Below are 14,721 nucleotides of genomic sequence, written 5' to 3' on the forward strand. Positions count from 1 at the left end.
ACTGAAATGCAATATTATCGACCACAGTTCGAATCTCTAACATATAAAAATATACGATTGTGAAGACTATTACCGTTCGGACAGCTACAACGAAGGCGTTTTCGACGGTTTGAGACGGCTCGAGACGGATCGTCTTAGTAATGGACTGTTGATGGCATCGATGGCACCGGTACTGGTCCCGGTAATACCAGCTTTCCAACAATAGTTTGTTACGCGTCGAATCCGCCACGATAATCGGTCGTTTGCCAGCGGTATGCGGTCTATACCAATACTGGTCGCACTCGCGCCAACGGAGTGTATGCACGCACTCGAAGACCGACGTCGGGTACCACTCCCGGACGACATCGTCTCGCTCTCACCGAAAACCAGACTCGTTTTTCACCGTCTCCAGCCCGGGGGCGAGACCCGCGATTACGTTCGACGAACGGACAACAGCCACGTTCCCGTCTAAATACGTATGACGGACACGTCAGCCCCCACCCGACGAGTCGAGCTTCGCGTTCGGAATCGACCGTCGGCCTGCGTTATCGACGCCGTAGAGACGACTATCTCGCGGCTGGAGCATCTCGCAGAAATCGACGCGATCGCGACCCTCGAGGTCGAAACCTGGAATACGACGACTCTGGATACGATCGACGCGTGCGAGTCCGAGAACGCCACCGCCCCCGTCGAACGCTTTCGAGCGTGGGCGCGCAGACGCGGCTGCACGCTCGAGCCGGCGTTCAGACGTCGGACGGTCGACTCTCTGATCGTATCGGAGACGTCCACCGAACTCGTCGTCCCGATCGTGACCGTCGCCGTCTACGAGGGAGACGACCTCGCGTGTGTGGCACCCTGCGTGTCCGGTGACGACGTCTACACCGTCGACGACTGCCTGCGTGCACTCGAGGACGGGTCGACGGAGCTTCTTCCCTCGTCGTTCGGTCAGGGAGAGTCGTCCGAGGACCTGGACCGTCCCGACCGCGAGTGGGCCTCGGCCTGAGCGGCGAGTCCGACGTTTCGTTCTGAACCGTGTGGTCACGACGCGACCATCGTTTGGGATCTCGAATCGGAATCCACAGTCGGTCCGCCGTCGCGTTCTTTAGGCGGCAACACGGAGAACGGATATGCACGTCGTCGTCAACGCCGCGATGAGCGCGGACGGCAAACTCTCCTCGAAGCGCCGCGAACAGCTCGCGATCAGCGGATCGGAGGACTTCGATCGCGTCGACCGACTGCGCGCCGACAGCGACGCCGTCGTCGTCGGCGTCGGCACCGTCCTCGCGGACGATCCACACCTCACACTCGACGATCCCGCCCGTCGAACGCGGCGACGGGAGGTCGGCGAGCCCGACCAGCCGGCTCGCGTCGTCGTCGACTCGAGAGCCCGGACGCCGGCCGACGCCCAGGTTCTCGACGACGCCGCGAGCACCTATCTGCTCGTCAGTGAGGCCGCACGCAGGAAGCGCCGGGCCGAACTCGCCCGCGACGGCCTCGAGTTCGTCACCGCCGGCGAGGATCGCGTCGACCTCCCGCAGGCGTTCGCCGCCCTCGAGCGAGAGGGCCTCGAACGGCTCATGGTCGAAGGCGGCGGCGAACTCATCTTCTCGCTGTTCGAAGCCGGCCTCGTCGATCGGTGTTCGGTGTTCGTCGGGCCGATGATCATCGGTGGCAGCGAGGCACCCACCCTCGCCGACGGCGAGGGGTTCCTCGAGGAGTTTCCCGAACTCGAACTCGCTGGGCTCGAGCAACTCGACGACGGCGTCGTTCTCCACTGGGACATCGAAGCCTGACGACCGATTCGGGAAGCGCGAAACCCGCGACGACAGTCGGTTCCTCCGCGTGTTACAGCTCGCCTTCGGCTTTCAGCCCCTCGATCACGTCGTCGACCAGCGAGTCGACGTCCTCGTAGGGAAACTCCTGGTGACTCGAGAGTCGCGTTCCGAGTTCCATCGCAGTCATACTCACGTCGCCGGATTCGAACGTCGTGCCTGGTCCGTCCGGCAGCGCCGGTACGAGGTCCATCTGGTTGGTGACGGGGTAATCTGCCCCCTCGAACGCCTCCGTGAGTTGTGTTCTCAGTTCTTCTTCGTCTGCCATGTGCGTCCGTGGCATGGACACGGAGTTAAGGATTCTGGAACAACGGGAAACGTATTGTGAGTTCTCAGACGCGGAACTGAATCTTTTTCACCTCGCTGTGTCACCGTATCGAGTATGCGGGAGACGCTTGCCGAGTGGCGGCCGGCGATAGACGACGCGATCGCCGATCTCCTCCCACGGGAGATCGACGACGAGTACCTCGAGTCGTTTTTCGGCGAGCCGACCTACGAATACGATCCGGACGGAATCCAGCGCGTACTCGCCGATCCGATCTGGGACTTGCTCGATCGCGGCGGTAAACGGTGGCGGGCCGTGCTCTTTCTCGTCTTCGTCGAGGCCTTCGGCGAAGAGCCCGACGCGTACCTGCCGTACGCCTGTATTCCCGAAATCTTGCACAACGGGACGATCATCGTCGACGACGTCGAAGACGAGGCGTCGATGCGCCGGGGCGAACCAGCGTTACACCACGAGTACGGCGAAGACGTCGCGCTCAACGCCGGCAACGCGATGTATTTCCTGCCGCTGAAACTGCTCACGCACGGTCCCGGCGAGTTGTCTCCCGAGACGCGACTCGAGGCCTACGAGATGCTGACACACGAACTCAACCGGACCCACCTCGGACAGGGGATGGACATCTGCTGGCACAACGAACGCGAGGTGCGGATCGACCGCGAACAGTACCTGGAGATGTGTGCCTGCAAGACCGGCTGTTTAGGTCGGATCGTCGCCCGACTCGCGGCGATCATCACCGACCAGCCAGCCGAGATCGAAGAACACGTCGCCACGTACGCCGAGTTGACCGCCGTCGCCTTCCAGATCGGTGACGACATCCTCGACGTGGAGAACTCACTCGGCCGCGCCGGCGAGTTCGGCAAGGCCTTCGGCAACGACGTCCGCGAAGGAAAGAAGACGCTGCTCGTCATCCACGCCATCGAGGAGAGTCCGCCTGCCGAGGCCGAACGCCTCGAGGCGATCCTCGGCGCCGAAACCAATACCGACGAAGAGATCCACGAGGCGCTCTCGATACTCGAGGAATCCGGCAGCATCGAGTACGCACGCGAACGGGCACTCGAACTCGCCGCCGAGGCGCGCGAGCACGTCCGGGAAGCCGACCTCGATCCCGAGACGACGAGACGACTCGAGGAGTTCACCGAGTTCGTCGTCGAACGCGAGGTCTGATCACGACCGTCGGAATCGTCCGAGCAGCTGGGTCAGCCGCGACGGCTTGGTCCACCGGCGGGCCAGAAGTAACGTACAATCGCTCCGTCGTGCGACCTGCTGGGCGATCGAACCGACGAGTCGGCGACGAAGCGCACCGCCCCGTGTCGCTCCCATGGCGACGACGTCGTGGTGCTCGGCCTCGTCGACGATCGCCCCCACCACGTCCTCGTCGGTGAGTACGGTCCCATCGACGCCAGCGACCGTCGGCTCCGCGACGCGTTCGTGGGACGGATCGTCCGCGTCTGCCACGTCGCCGCCGTCTACCCGCTCGTCAGTACCGGAGATGTCACTCGCTATCGCCGCGTTCGTCAGTTTCTCCGTGACCGTCCGGACGTTTTCGTGAGCCCGCGACCGATCCGCGTCGTCCGTCGCCACCGACAACACGAGCACGCGAGCGTCGTTTGCGACCGCGATCGCGTATCCGACCCGTGTAGCGAGTTCGGCGTGGGTACTGTCTGCGACCGGAACCAGCACGCTGTCGACGCCGTCTGCCGTCTCACCGATGCGCTCGACGAGCAGATCACACGGAGCCCGTTCGACGAGCGCGTCGACGGTCGTTCCCAGCACCGTCTCGGTCGGTCGCGTCGACTGGTGCCAGCCGACGAGCAGTTCGTCGGCGTCGACGTCGGTGACGGTCTCGAGAATCCCGTCGACGGCTCGTCGGGCGACGACCACCGAACCCGTGACCTCGACGTCGGCGTCGTCGCCGATCTCGATCGCCCGATCGATGATCGCGCTGTGTTCGCTCGCGTACTCCCGGCGGATGGTCTCGTCGTCGAAGAGCCGAAACGGCGACTGGTACGGTTTGTCGACGACGCTGACGACGTGGATCGATCCGTTCCTGAGCGTCGCGAGATCTCGTGCCGTTCGCAACAGCTGGTCGACGGTCTCGGGGTTGCTCACCGCGACGAGCAGTCGGTACTCCTCGGCGTCTCGAACCCCGGTCTCGAGGACTGTCTCGACGTCAGCCATGTCTCAGTCTCCTTTAGCGATACCGTCCGGACATCGTTCGCCATCGTCCGGGGACGGCACGTCGATTGGATACTCGTAACGTAGTATCCAGCTGTGTTAAACCTTGGCGGAAAATCAGTCGCCCTGGACCTGCTGTTGGATGTCCTCGACGACCTCGGGGTTGCGAAGCGTCGAGGTGTTACCTAACTCGTTGCCGCTTGCGATGTCCTCGAGCAGTCGGCGCATGATCTTGCCCGAGCGCGTCTTCGGCAGTTCGGGTGTGAAGACGACCTCTTCGGGTTTGGCGATCGGTCCGATCGCGTCGACGACGTTGTCGACGATCTCGTCTTCGAGCTCGTCGCCGCCTTCGTAGCCGTCCTCGAGGATCACGTAGGCGTAGACCGCCTCGCCTTTGATCTCGTGGTCGCCGCCGACGACGGCGGCTTCGGCGACGCCTTGGGTGCCGACGATCGCGCTCTCGACTTCCATCGTGCCGAGCCGGTGGCCGGAGACGTTGATGACGTCGTCGACGCGGCCCAGCACGGTGATGTAGCCGTCGTCGTCGATTTTGGCGCCGTCTTCGGGGAAGTAGACCCACTCGTCGGCCTCGGGATCTGAGTACTCGGTCCAGTACTCCTCGATGAAGCGTTCGTCGTTGCGATACAGCGTCCGGAGCATGCTGGGCCAGGGCTTGTCGATGGAGAGGTAGCCGGCCTCGCCGGCGTCGACCTCCTCGCCGGCGGCGTCGACGACGCGGACGTCGATGCCGGGGAGGCCGGGACCGGCGGCGCCGGGTTTCATGTCACAGACGCCGGGCAGCGTCGTGATGATGTGGCCGCCGGTTTCGGTCTGCCACCAGGTGTCGACGATCGGACACTGTTCGTCGCCGATGTGTTTGTAGTACCACTTCCAGGCCCGGGGGTTGATCGGTTCGCCGACGGTGCCGAGCAGGCGCAGCGAGGAGAGGTCGTGCTTTTCGGGGTACTCCGCACCCCACTTCATGAACGCGCGGACCGCCGTCGGTGCGGTGTAGAAGACGTCGACGTCGTAGTCGTCGACGATCTCCCAGAACCGATCCTTGTCCGGATAATCCGGCGTGCCCTCGTACATCACCGTCGTCGTTCCAAGCGCCAGTGGCCCGTAGACGATGTACGAATGGCCGGTGATCCAGCCGATGTCGGCCGAACACCAGTAGGTGTCCTCGGGCTCTAAATCGAGCACCGCGTGGCTCGTCCAGGCCGTATAGGCGAGATAGCCCGCGGTGGTGTGTTTCACGCCCTTGGGTTTGCCGGTCGTCCCCGAGGTGTACATGAGGAACAGCATGTCCTCGGCGTCGCGGGTGACGGGCTCGACGGTCTCGCCTTCGTGGGCGGCGACGAGTTCGTCGTAGTCGTACTGGTCGGCCCCGAGGTCGTGCTCTACGTCGTCGCCGAGGCGGTCGACGACGACCGTCGAGGTTTCGTGCTCGACGTCTGTGAGTCCCTCGTTGGCCTTCGAGAGGTGCTCGAGGGCGTCGCCGCGACGGTAGTAGCCGTCACAGGTGACGAGGTACTCGCTGTCGGACGAGTTCATCCGCGTTGCGAGTGCGTCCGCGGAGAAGCCGGCGAACACCACCGAGTGGGGTGCACCGATGCGAGCACAGGCGAGCATCGCGATCGGCAACTCGGGAACCATCGGCATGTACATCGTGACGACGTCGTCCTCTTCGACGCCCAGTTCACGCAGTGCCGCGGCGAACTCGTTGACCTCCGCGAGCAGTTCCGCGTAGGTGTAGGTGCGCTGCTCGCCGAGTTCGCCCTCCCACTCGATGGCGACGGCGTCGCCGCGGCCGTCTTCGACGTGACGGTCCAGACAGTTGTACGAGGCGTTGAGCTTCCCCCCCGTAAACCACTGGTAGGTGGGCGCGTCGTCCTCGACGAGTACCTCGTCGTACGCCTGTTCCCACTCGAGGAAGTCGGCCGCACGCTCCCAACACTCCGGCCACTCCTGTTCGAACTGCTCGTAGATCGACTCGTCGGTGACGTTGGCCTGCTCGACGAACTCCGCCGGCGGCTCGAACGTCTCCCGTTCTTCGAGTCGCGCCTCGAGCTCGACGTCGGACTCCTCGGTTTCGTCTCCCATGGTCATCGCCAGCATTGTTACTAACTCAGGATAAGTGTTCCCATAACCACCGCTCAGTATGCTGGTTTTTACCATATCACAACTGTTACTCTCGAGTTATATGTCGCCCGGAAAGGCGGGTAAGTCGACGATACCCGATATCGATATCGACGGCCACCGGAGATGGTCGGTTAGTCCGTGATGTGGGTAATCGACGTATCCGCGGCTCACGCGATCCCGATCCGTTCGCTGTAGGCGCCGTACTCCGCTTCGAAAACGCCCATGATCTCGCCCATCGTCGCGTAGGCCTTGACGGCGTCGACGACGTAGGGCATCGTGTTCTCGTCGCGGTCGATCGCCCCGCACAGATCTTCGAGAGCCGCTTCGACGTCATCGTCGTCGCGGTCGGCTTTCACGCGCTCTAGACGCTCGAGTTGGTGTTCCGTAGTCGTCTCCTCGTCGACCTGAAGGATGTCGGGGCTCGTATCTTCCTCGATCGTGTACTCGTTGACGCCGACGACGACCTCCTCGTCGCGTTCGACCCGTTCCTGGTACTCGTAGGAAGCCTCCTGGATCTCCCGGAGGAAGTAGCCCTCGTCGATCCCAGCGAGGACGCCGTCGCGCACCGACCCGTCGCCCATGTCACGGATCTCCTCGATGTAGGTCATCGTCCGCTCTTCGATCTCGTCGGTGAGTGCTTCCACTGCGAACGAGCCGCCGAGGGGATCGACGATGTCTGCGGCACCCGACTCCTCGGCGATGATCTGCTGGGTGCGAAGCGCCACGCGGACGGCCTTCTCGCCCGGCAACGCGAGCGCCTCGTCGAAGCTGTTGGTGTGTACGCTCTGGGTGCCGCCGAGGACGCCCGCGAGGGCCTGGACCGTCACCCGGGCGACGTTGTTGAGCGGCTGCTGGGCCGTCAGCGACTGGCCGGCGGTCTGGGTGTGAAACTTCAGTCGTTTGGATTCAGCTCGCTGGGCGTCGTACCACTCGTCCATTACGCGGGCGTAGATGCGCCGGGCGGCACGGAACTTCGCGATCTCTTCGAAAAAGGAGTTGTGACAGTTAAAGAAAAATGACAGCCGGGGAGCGAACGCGTCGACCTCGAGGCCGCGATCTATCGCATCTTCGACGTAGCCGAAGCCGTCGGCGAGGGTAAATGCGAGTTCCTGAACCGCCGTCGAGCCGGCCTCGCGGATGTGGTAGCCGGAGACAGAAACCGGATGGAACGTTGGCGTTTCCTCGGTGCTGAACTCGACGACGTCGGTGACGAGTTTCAGCGAGGGTTCTGGCGGGATGACCCACTCTTTCTGTGCGATGAACTCCTTGAACATGTCGTTCTGGAGGGTTCCCCGAATCTCCTCGCGCGGGACGCCTTGCTGGTCGGCCAGGGCGACGTACATCGCGTAGATCACCGGCGCAGAGGGGTTGATCGTAAACGAGGTCGAGACCTCCCCGAGGTCGATCCCGTCGAAGAGAATCTCCATATCCCGAAGCGTGTCGACGGCGACGCCCTCCTTGCCGACTTCGCCCTCGCTCATCGGATCGTCCGAGTCGAGTCCCATCAACGACGGCATGTCAAAGGCCGTCGACAATCCCGTCTGGCCCTGTTCGATCAGGTAGTGAAACCGGTCGTTGGTCTCCTCTGCCGTCCCAAAGCCGGCGAACTGGCGCATCGTCCACGTCCGCCCCCGGTACATCGTCGGGTACGGTCCGCGGGTGTAGGGTTCCTCGCCCGGAAATCCGAGATCCTCGAGGTAATCGAGGTCGGCGACGTCTGTGGGCGTATAGAGGCGGTCGACCTCGAGGTTCGAGACGGTCGCGAACCGGTCCTGGCGCTCCCCGTGGGTCTCGAGGACGGACTCGAGCGTCCGCTCTTCCCACTCACTTCGCGCGCCGCGGATGTCCCGAAGCTCCTCGTCGTCGTACATGGCCGATCCTTCGCCGGAGAGATCATTAAGGGTTTGGTACAAGCTAGCACGAGACATGGAGTACCGGCGTAGCCGTCATCGGGTGTCTTCGAATGACCTACAGCGATCCGTATCACTCCTCGGGGAACAGCTCACGCGAGGAGTTCGCCACGACGAGTAAGCTGCTCGAGACCATCGCGATCGCCGCAAACAGCGGGTTCAACAGGCCGGTGATCGCGAGCGGGATCGCGACGCCGTTGTAGAAGAAGGCCCAGCCGATGTTCTGTTTGACGCGCCTGCCGGCGGCCTCGGAGAGTTCGAAGATCGTCTCGATCGTCTCGAGGTCGTCGTCGACGATGGCGACGTCGGCGGCGTCGGCGGCAAGCGCCGTACCGCTGCCCATCGCGATGCCCAGATCCGCCCGTGCGAGCGCGGGGGCGTCGTTGGTTCCGTCGCCGACCATGACGGTGCCGCCCGTCGCGCCGAAGCGGGCGACCGTCTCGGCCTTTCCTTCCGGCGGGACGTCGGCGAAAACGTGATCGACGCCGGGGTGATCCTCGAAGAACGCGGCCGCCCGCTGGTCGTCGCCGGTGAGCAAGACGACCTCGAGGTTGCGGTCGGCGAAGCGGTCGATCGCCTCCGACCACCCCTCGCGGGGCTCGTCGCCGACGACTACGACGCCTTCTGCGGTTCCATCACGGCCGACGACGACTGGAATCCGTCCGAAGCCGCGGTTCTCGTCGACGTCGACCACGATCTCGTCCGGGAGCGTCCAGCCCCGCTCGTCGAACAGGTCGGGGTGGCCGACCAGCACTTCGGTGCCGTCGACGACGCCGCCGACGCCGTTTGCGTGGCTCCGGAACTCGGAGACCCGCCTGTCGGATGTGTCGTCCTCGTCGTCGGTGGCCGAATTGATCACGCCGCCGTCAGCCCGGGCGTCGTCGTTTCCGGCGAACTCCGCTGCGATCGCCGTCGCGATCGGGTGAGAAGAGCGACGCTCGAGCAACGCCGCCTGCTCGAACAGCGCCGTCGGCCCGCTCGCGTCGGCGACGGTCATCTCGCCGGTCGTGATCGTCCCCGTCTTGTCGAGGATGACGGTGTCGACTTCGCGAAGTCGTTCGAAGACCGTCTCGTCGAAGACGACGATGCCGCGTTCGAGCGATTCGCGGACGCCCGAGGCGATCGCAAGCGGCGTCGCCAGTCCGACCGAACAGGGACAGGAGACGATCAACACGGTCAGACCCACCAGTAAGGCGGTGCCGACGTCGCCGCCTAACAGCAGGTACAGCAGGGTGACGACGGTTGCAAGCGTCAAGACGAGTGGAACGAAGATCGTCGCGAGCTTGTCCGCGAGCTGTTGGATGCCGTGGTTCGAACTCTGGAGGTTCCAGACGAGGTCGGTGATGCGCTCGAGGCTGCTGCCTGCGTCCTCGCCGACTGCGACGACGAGCGAGCCGTCCTGGACGACGGCCCCGCCGATCACCTCGTCGTCCGGCTGTTTGCTCACTGGCAGCGATTCGCCGGTGACGACCGCCTCGTCGACCGTGGCCTCGCCGTCCGCGACGACGCCGTCGACCGGGATCCGTTCGCCGTCCCGGACGAGCACCTCGTCGCCGGCTGCGAGGTCGTCGACGTCGACGGTTTCGGTCGAGCCGTCCGGCGCGTACAGCCGGGCCTCCTCGACCCGCGAGGCGGTGAGATCCGAGAGTCGCTCCATCGCCTCTCGCTTGACTGTGCTCTTGTAGTAGTTGCCGACCGTGACGACGACGACGATCGCGACGGAGACGTCGAAGTAGATGTGGGTGCCGCCGACGAGGATCACGACGATGCTGTAGGCGTACGCCGACAGCGCCGCGATCGAGATGAGCAGGTCCATGTTCGGGGATCTCGTCCGGAGGCTGACGTACGCCCCTTTCAGGATCGGCCCGCCCGTGATCAACAACACGAGCGTCGTCGGGACGGCGATGACGAGGAAGTAGTAGTTCCCCGACGGGCTGGCGAGTGACTCCGAGAGAAACTGCGCCGTCCGCTCGTCGTAGAACAGCCCGCCGAAGTACGTCGGATAGATGACCGTGAGATACTGAAACATCACCACCATCCCGAAGAGGATGCCGGCGATGATCCGCCCGAGAGTGCGGTTTTCGGATCGCTGCTCCGCGAGCGGATCGTCGCGGTGGTACGCCCGATATCCCAGTCCGCTTAGCTCCTCGAGGAGGTCGGCCTCGTCGACTTCGTCAGGATCGTGATCGACGCGAACGGTGTCGGTGATGTAACTCGCCTGCGCCTGTGCAACGCCGTCGCCATCCGCGGCCGACTCGATGAACACTTCACAGCTTGGACAGTGCATTCCGTCGACGCGTAGAAACGTCGTCTCACAGCCGTCGGGTCTCTCGACGCCGGTCTCCTCGAGGGCGTCGCTCGCTTCCTCGAGGGAGACGTCGTCGGCGTCGACGCCGTCTCGCTCGGCGAGCGTGTCGTACACCTCCCGACAGCCAGTACAGCAGAACCGATCGCCGTCGTCGTTCTCGACGGCCCGCGCAGAGAGCGGCAGCTCACAGAGCGTACAGCCGTCGTCGCTCATGGGCGGTTGACACGCGACTGCTGGCGGTCAGGCCGTCGGTACACCTCAGCGGACACGGGTTCGTTTGAGCCGGAGGGTTCCGAGTACGATAAACGTCACGCTGGCGGCCGCGACGGCATCCGGCGACTTTGGTCACGCACACGCGGTTATTCATTTCTGACAGTGCCACCGATCACGAGCCCAGCGCCGATGATGACGAGGTTCTTGATGATGTACTGCCCCTCGACCGTGAGAGCGTACGGAAACGTAACGTATACCACGTCGGGAAGGAGGACGAGCGGCAAGAACGTGCCCGGGAGTTGCATAAACAGCAGGAACACCCCGACTCGGGTGAGCGGTCGGTACAACAGACACAGTCCGATCAGCACCTCCCAGACACCGAGGATAGGGACGAACAGGTCCGGTGGAACCAGGTATACGGTCGCCGCGACGAGGTCAGCAGCTGGTGAGACGGCGAACACCTTGAGCGCGCCGAACCAGATGAACACGACGGCGACCGCCGCTCGTAACGTCGGGATTCCCCACCGTTCCATCCACGTCGCGATCGTCGTATCGGCCTTCTCGAAGTGCTGCTGGTATCGTTTCACGTGTTTCGAGACGAGTTCAGACGCCATGCGGATCGTACGGTATCGTGTGAGTCGTGAGTGAAAGTTCTACGGGCCGACGACTCGAGGACGACCGCTCGCGTCAGGGATGCGGTCGGTCGCGTCGCGGCTCGATGCCGAACCGGTCGTCGTCCCAGGCGACGTTCACGAGGTTTCGCGGCGTGTCGCGGAGTCCACCCCGGCTTGCAATCTCGAACGTCCGGTTTCGCGCCTCCGGCGTAAACGGTGCAGCCGCCATCACGCGTGCGACGTCGGCTCGTGGAATCGTGCCGTACAGCGTATCGCCACCCTCGCCGACGAGAACGTCGCCGCGTGGCGGCTCGTTGGTCAGCTTGCCGGGACGGACGATCGTGTATCCGAGACCGGATCGACGAATCGCCGTCTCGGCGTCTTCTTTCGCCCGGAGCGTCGCCCGGATGAGCAGACGACCGGGACGGGGGAGCCGTTCCCGCGAACTTCCGACGCCGATTGCGCTCTCGTAGACGACGTGATCGACGTCCGCCCCGACGGCGGCCGTCACGAGGTTTGTCACGCCGGTTCGATCGACGAGTTTCCCGCCGAGTACGTGACGCGGTCCGGGCGGCGTCCCGAGTGCACACAGGACGACGTCACAGCCCTTGACGGCCCGGACGGCGTCGGCAGGCTCGAAGAAATCGACCACGACGACCTCGTCGGCTCCGAGTCGCTCGAGCGCGTCGGTTCGCGTTCGTGACCGGGTCGTCGCCCTGACTGTCAGCTCCGACGGCCCCAGGACGGTAAGTAACTCCCGGCCAGTGTCGCCGCTGGCTCCCGCAACCAGCACCCGGTCGCTGGCTGTTGACATACGTCACTATACCGCATGCGGCGGTATAATCCTCCCTAGCCGTCCACGGATCTGACTCTCGCGTCCGAGAACACGTCACGTCGTGTCGCCGAAGTCATTCTTCGGACTGGAGCCGTTCGGTCGTCTCGACCAGCGGGTGGCGAGCGTAGTCGACGACCTCGATGTCGTCGATGCTTTCGAGTTCTTCGGTCTCGGCAGTCTGGGCCATCCCGAGTTCGATCTCGCGGTCGACGACGATCACGTAAGCGTCCATCTCGTCGATTCCGAGCCGGTCGGCTGCAAGCACCCGGTGGTGGCCGTCGGCGAGCAACAGCGTGTCGCCGTTTTCGATGACGACGAGTGGCTCCGCGAGACCGTGTTCGAGTTCGTACTTGCGACCCTCGAGCTCGTCGGCGTACACCCGGCTTTGAGTCGGCACGAGGGTCGAGAGCGGGACGGTCCGGCGGTCCTGACGTAACTCGACGTCGTGGATGTTCTCGAGTGTCTGCATCAGCTTGAGGACCTTCTCGGGAGTCGCACGCTCGATCTGGCTGCGGATGACGTCCGCGTTCGAGATGATCCCGACCAGGTTTCCGGCGTCGTCGACGACCGGCAGCTTCTGGATGCCGGATCGGAGGATCACCCGTGCTGCATCGGTGATTTTCATCTCCGGGTGGGCGACGATCAGGTCCGTCGTCATCGCCTTGAATATCGGCTCGTCGTCGTCGGCGAGCAACAGATCTGTCGCGCTGATAAAGCCCTCGACGCGACGGCGGTCACAGACGGGATAGCCGCTGTGGTCGTCACTCTCGGCGATTCGGCTCGCGACGTCGCCGACGGTCGCGTCGGGAGAGACCGTCGCCACGTCCTGGGTCATGTACTCCTTTACCTTCGGTTTGCTCCCGTCCGACGCCTGTTGCATACGTGATCTAGCCCGACCACGGCGAAAAACCCTCGGCTACGTTTCGACGTCGCTTTCGTCCTCGTCACCGTCGTGTTCGAACAGCCACTCGCTCGTCTGTCGATACGCGCCGATGGGCGTTCCCGGCTGGGAGTCGACCGCCTCGAAGAACCGGTCGGTGATCACCTCCTCGACGACGTCTTTGATCGAATCCACCTGTGCTTCGTCGTCGACTTCGCCCAGGATGCCGACCTCGAGCTGTGCACCCGCCATGTCCGAGTGGCCGCCGGCACTTCCGATCCGGTCGAACGCGTCGCGGAGGGTCTCGCCGAGATCGACGTCGCCAGCACGCGACCGGGCCGACACGTACACCATCTCGTCGCGAAACCCGAACACGAGCGTCGTATCGACGCCGTCCATGGCGAGCAGCCGGTCTGCCGCCTGGGGTAACACGTCGCGACTCGGGATGCGTCTCGCGCTGGCGGTGACGATCGACCCGCGTCGGGTCCGATTCTTGATCGCTCTGGCGATCGCATCGAACGTCTCTCCCCCGACCGTCGGGGCCTCGACCTGCCGTAACACGTCGACGTCGGCGTGGGGAAGCAGGGTCGCCGCCGCCTCGAAGTCGCTCGCTGTCGTCTCCCGCGTGAAGTCGTTCGTGTCGATCCGAATGCCATAGAGCAACGCCGTCGCGGTCCGTCGATCGACCTCGATCCCGAACTGCTTTACGTACTCGGTCAGGAGCGTACTCGTCGCACCGACGTCGTCGCGCAGATCACAGAACGTCGCCGGAACGGGTCCACGAGGCGGATGATGGTCGATGACGATCTCGACGTCGAGCCCAGGCGGCAGACCGTCGTTGATCCCCGGCCGTGAGTGATCGACGAGCGCGAACGCCGCGTACTCCTCGAGCGAGTCGTCGGGCTCGAGGTTTCGAAGCTCGAGTTCCAGCAGGTTCACCATCGCCCTGTTTTCCTGGTGGGAGATCTCCCCGAAGTAACAGGCGTCGGCCTCGAGAGAGACTGCCTCGGCGAGATCACAGAGTGCAACGGCGCTCGCGATGGCGTCGGGGTCCGGGTTGTCGTGCATTACGACGGCGAGTCTGCCGTCGATCACGGCGAGCCGCCGGCGCAACGCCAATGCGGTCTCCGAGGCCGGACTCGTCGTCCGCTCGAGTGCGTGATCGACGAGCTCGCGGGTCGGATCGACGGTTCGGTCGGCCAGCGACTCGATGCGTTGCCCGTCGTCGCTGTCGGGGTTGCCGCCGAGATACGCCACGATCGTCGCCTCTGGAAACGCCTCGCGTGCGGTCTCGAGGGTGGTCCGGTTGTGGTCGGTGCGATCGCCAGCGACGAGCACGAACCGGGGGTCGTCGATCGCCTCGAGAACGGATCGCTCGCGTGGGTCGTCCTGTCGCGCCCGGACGCTCTCGTCTCGGAGCCGCCCGACGACGTCCGAGTCGTCGGCGATGACGAGCACGTCGTCGCGATCCCCGAGTCGTTCGACGATCCGGAGCCCGACAGTCCCGCACCCGAGCACGAGCCGGGAAACCATATCGCCGCTTGCAAGCG

The 14,721-nt window shown here is 64.2% G+C and carries 12 protein-coding genes; 3 read left to right on the forward strand and 9 right to left on the reverse strand.

The window, feature by feature from the left end; all coding sequences use genetic code 11:
- The first annotated feature begins 457 nt into the window (after window positions 1–457).
- Together QQ977_RS10645 and QQ977_RS10650 are read left to right on the forward strand one after the other, a co-directional pair.
- Complete coding sequence (locus QQ977_RS10645) at window positions 458–982, forward strand: HTH domain-containing protein (protein ID WP_285925730.1); 525 nt, start codon at window positions 458–460, stop codon at window positions 980–982.
- Window positions 983–1,106: 124 nt separating this feature from the next.
- Window positions 1,107–1,772, forward strand: a complete 666-nt coding sequence (locus QQ977_RS10650) for a 2,5-diamino-6-(ribosylamino)-4(3H)-pyrimidinone 5'-phosphate reductase (protein ID WP_285925731.1) — start codon at window positions 1,107–1,109, stop codon at window positions 1,770–1,772.
- Window positions 1,773–1,824: 52 nt separating this feature from the next.
- Here QQ977_RS10650 and QQ977_RS10655 read toward each other — a convergent pair whose 3' ends face one another.
- A complete protein-coding gene (locus QQ977_RS10655; protein WP_285925732.1) occupies window positions 1,825–2,079 on the reverse strand; it encodes an MTH865 family protein in 255 nt (84 codons plus the stop codon).
- A 114-nt stretch (window positions 2,080–2,193) separates the two neighbouring features.
- On the opposite strand from QQ977_RS10655, the gene QQ977_RS10660 reads away from it, so the two are divergent.
- Complete coding sequence (locus QQ977_RS10660; RefSeq protein ID WP_285925733.1) at window positions 2,194–3,258, forward strand: polyprenyl synthetase family protein; 1,065 nt, start codon at window positions 2,194–2,196, stop codon at window positions 3,256–3,258.
- On the opposite strand, the gene QQ977_RS10665 is transcribed toward QQ977_RS10660, so the two are convergent.
- The 8 genes from QQ977_RS10665 to QQ977_RS10700 form a co-directional block, all read right to left on the reverse strand.
- On the reverse strand, window positions 3,259–4,272 hold the full coding sequence (locus QQ977_RS10665; RefSeq protein WP_285925734.1) for a universal stress protein: 1,014 nt from the start codon (window positions 4,270–4,272) through the stop codon (window positions 3,259–3,261).
- 114 nt (window positions 4,273–4,386) lie between these two features.
- Window positions 4,387–6,372 carry an acetate--CoA ligase gene (gene acs / locus QQ977_RS10670; RefSeq protein ID WP_285925735.1) on the reverse strand — a complete coding sequence of 662 codons (1,986 nt, stop codon included), beginning with the start codon at window positions 6,370–6,372 and terminating at the stop codon, window positions 4,387–4,389.
- Between the two features lie 206 nt (window positions 6,373–6,578).
- Window positions 6,579–8,282 carry a methylmalonyl-CoA mutase family protein gene (locus QQ977_RS10675; RefSeq protein WP_285925736.1) on the reverse strand — a complete coding sequence of 568 codons (1,704 nt, stop codon included), beginning with the start codon at window positions 8,280–8,282 and terminating at the stop codon, window positions 6,579–6,581.
- A 112-nt stretch (window positions 8,283–8,394) separates the two neighbouring features.
- Window positions 8,395–10,842 (reverse strand): heavy metal translocating P-type ATPase, encoded by a 2,448-nt coding sequence (locus tag QQ977_RS10680; protein ID WP_285925737.1) that lies wholly within the window; start codon window positions 10,840–10,842, stop codon window positions 8,395–8,397.
- A 146-nt stretch (window positions 10,843–10,988) separates the two neighbouring features.
- The gene (locus QQ977_RS10685) at window positions 10,989–11,456 is read right to left on the reverse strand and encodes a DoxX family protein (protein ID WP_285925738.1); all 468 of its coding nucleotides are present in this window, start codon (window positions 11,454–11,456) and stop codon (window positions 10,989–10,991) included.
- 73 nt (window positions 11,457–11,529) lie between these two features.
- Window positions 11,530–12,270 carry an NAD(P)-binding oxidoreductase gene (locus QQ977_RS10690; RefSeq protein WP_285925739.1) on the reverse strand — a complete coding sequence of 247 codons (741 nt, stop codon included), beginning with the start codon at window positions 12,268–12,270 and terminating at the stop codon, window positions 11,530–11,532.
- 94 nt (window positions 12,271–12,364) lie between these two features.
- Window positions 12,365–13,171 carry a CBS domain-containing ParB/RepB/Spo0J family partition protein gene (locus QQ977_RS10695; RefSeq protein ID WP_285925740.1) on the reverse strand — a complete coding sequence of 269 codons (807 nt, stop codon included), beginning with the start codon at window positions 13,169–13,171 and terminating at the stop codon, window positions 12,365–12,367.
- Window positions 13,172–13,207: 36 nt separating this feature from the next.
- Window positions 13,208–14,704 (reverse strand): DHH family phosphoesterase, encoded by a 1,497-nt coding sequence (locus QQ977_RS10700; RefSeq protein ID WP_285925741.1) that lies wholly within the window; start codon window positions 14,702–14,704, stop codon window positions 13,208–13,210.
- Between the last annotated feature and the right edge of the window lie 17 nt (window positions 14,705–14,721).

Source organism: Natrialbaceae archaeon AArc-T1-2 (assembly GCF_030273315.1).
GTDB lineage: Archaea > Halobacteriota > Halobacteria > Halobacteriales > Natrialbaceae > Tc-Br11-E2g1.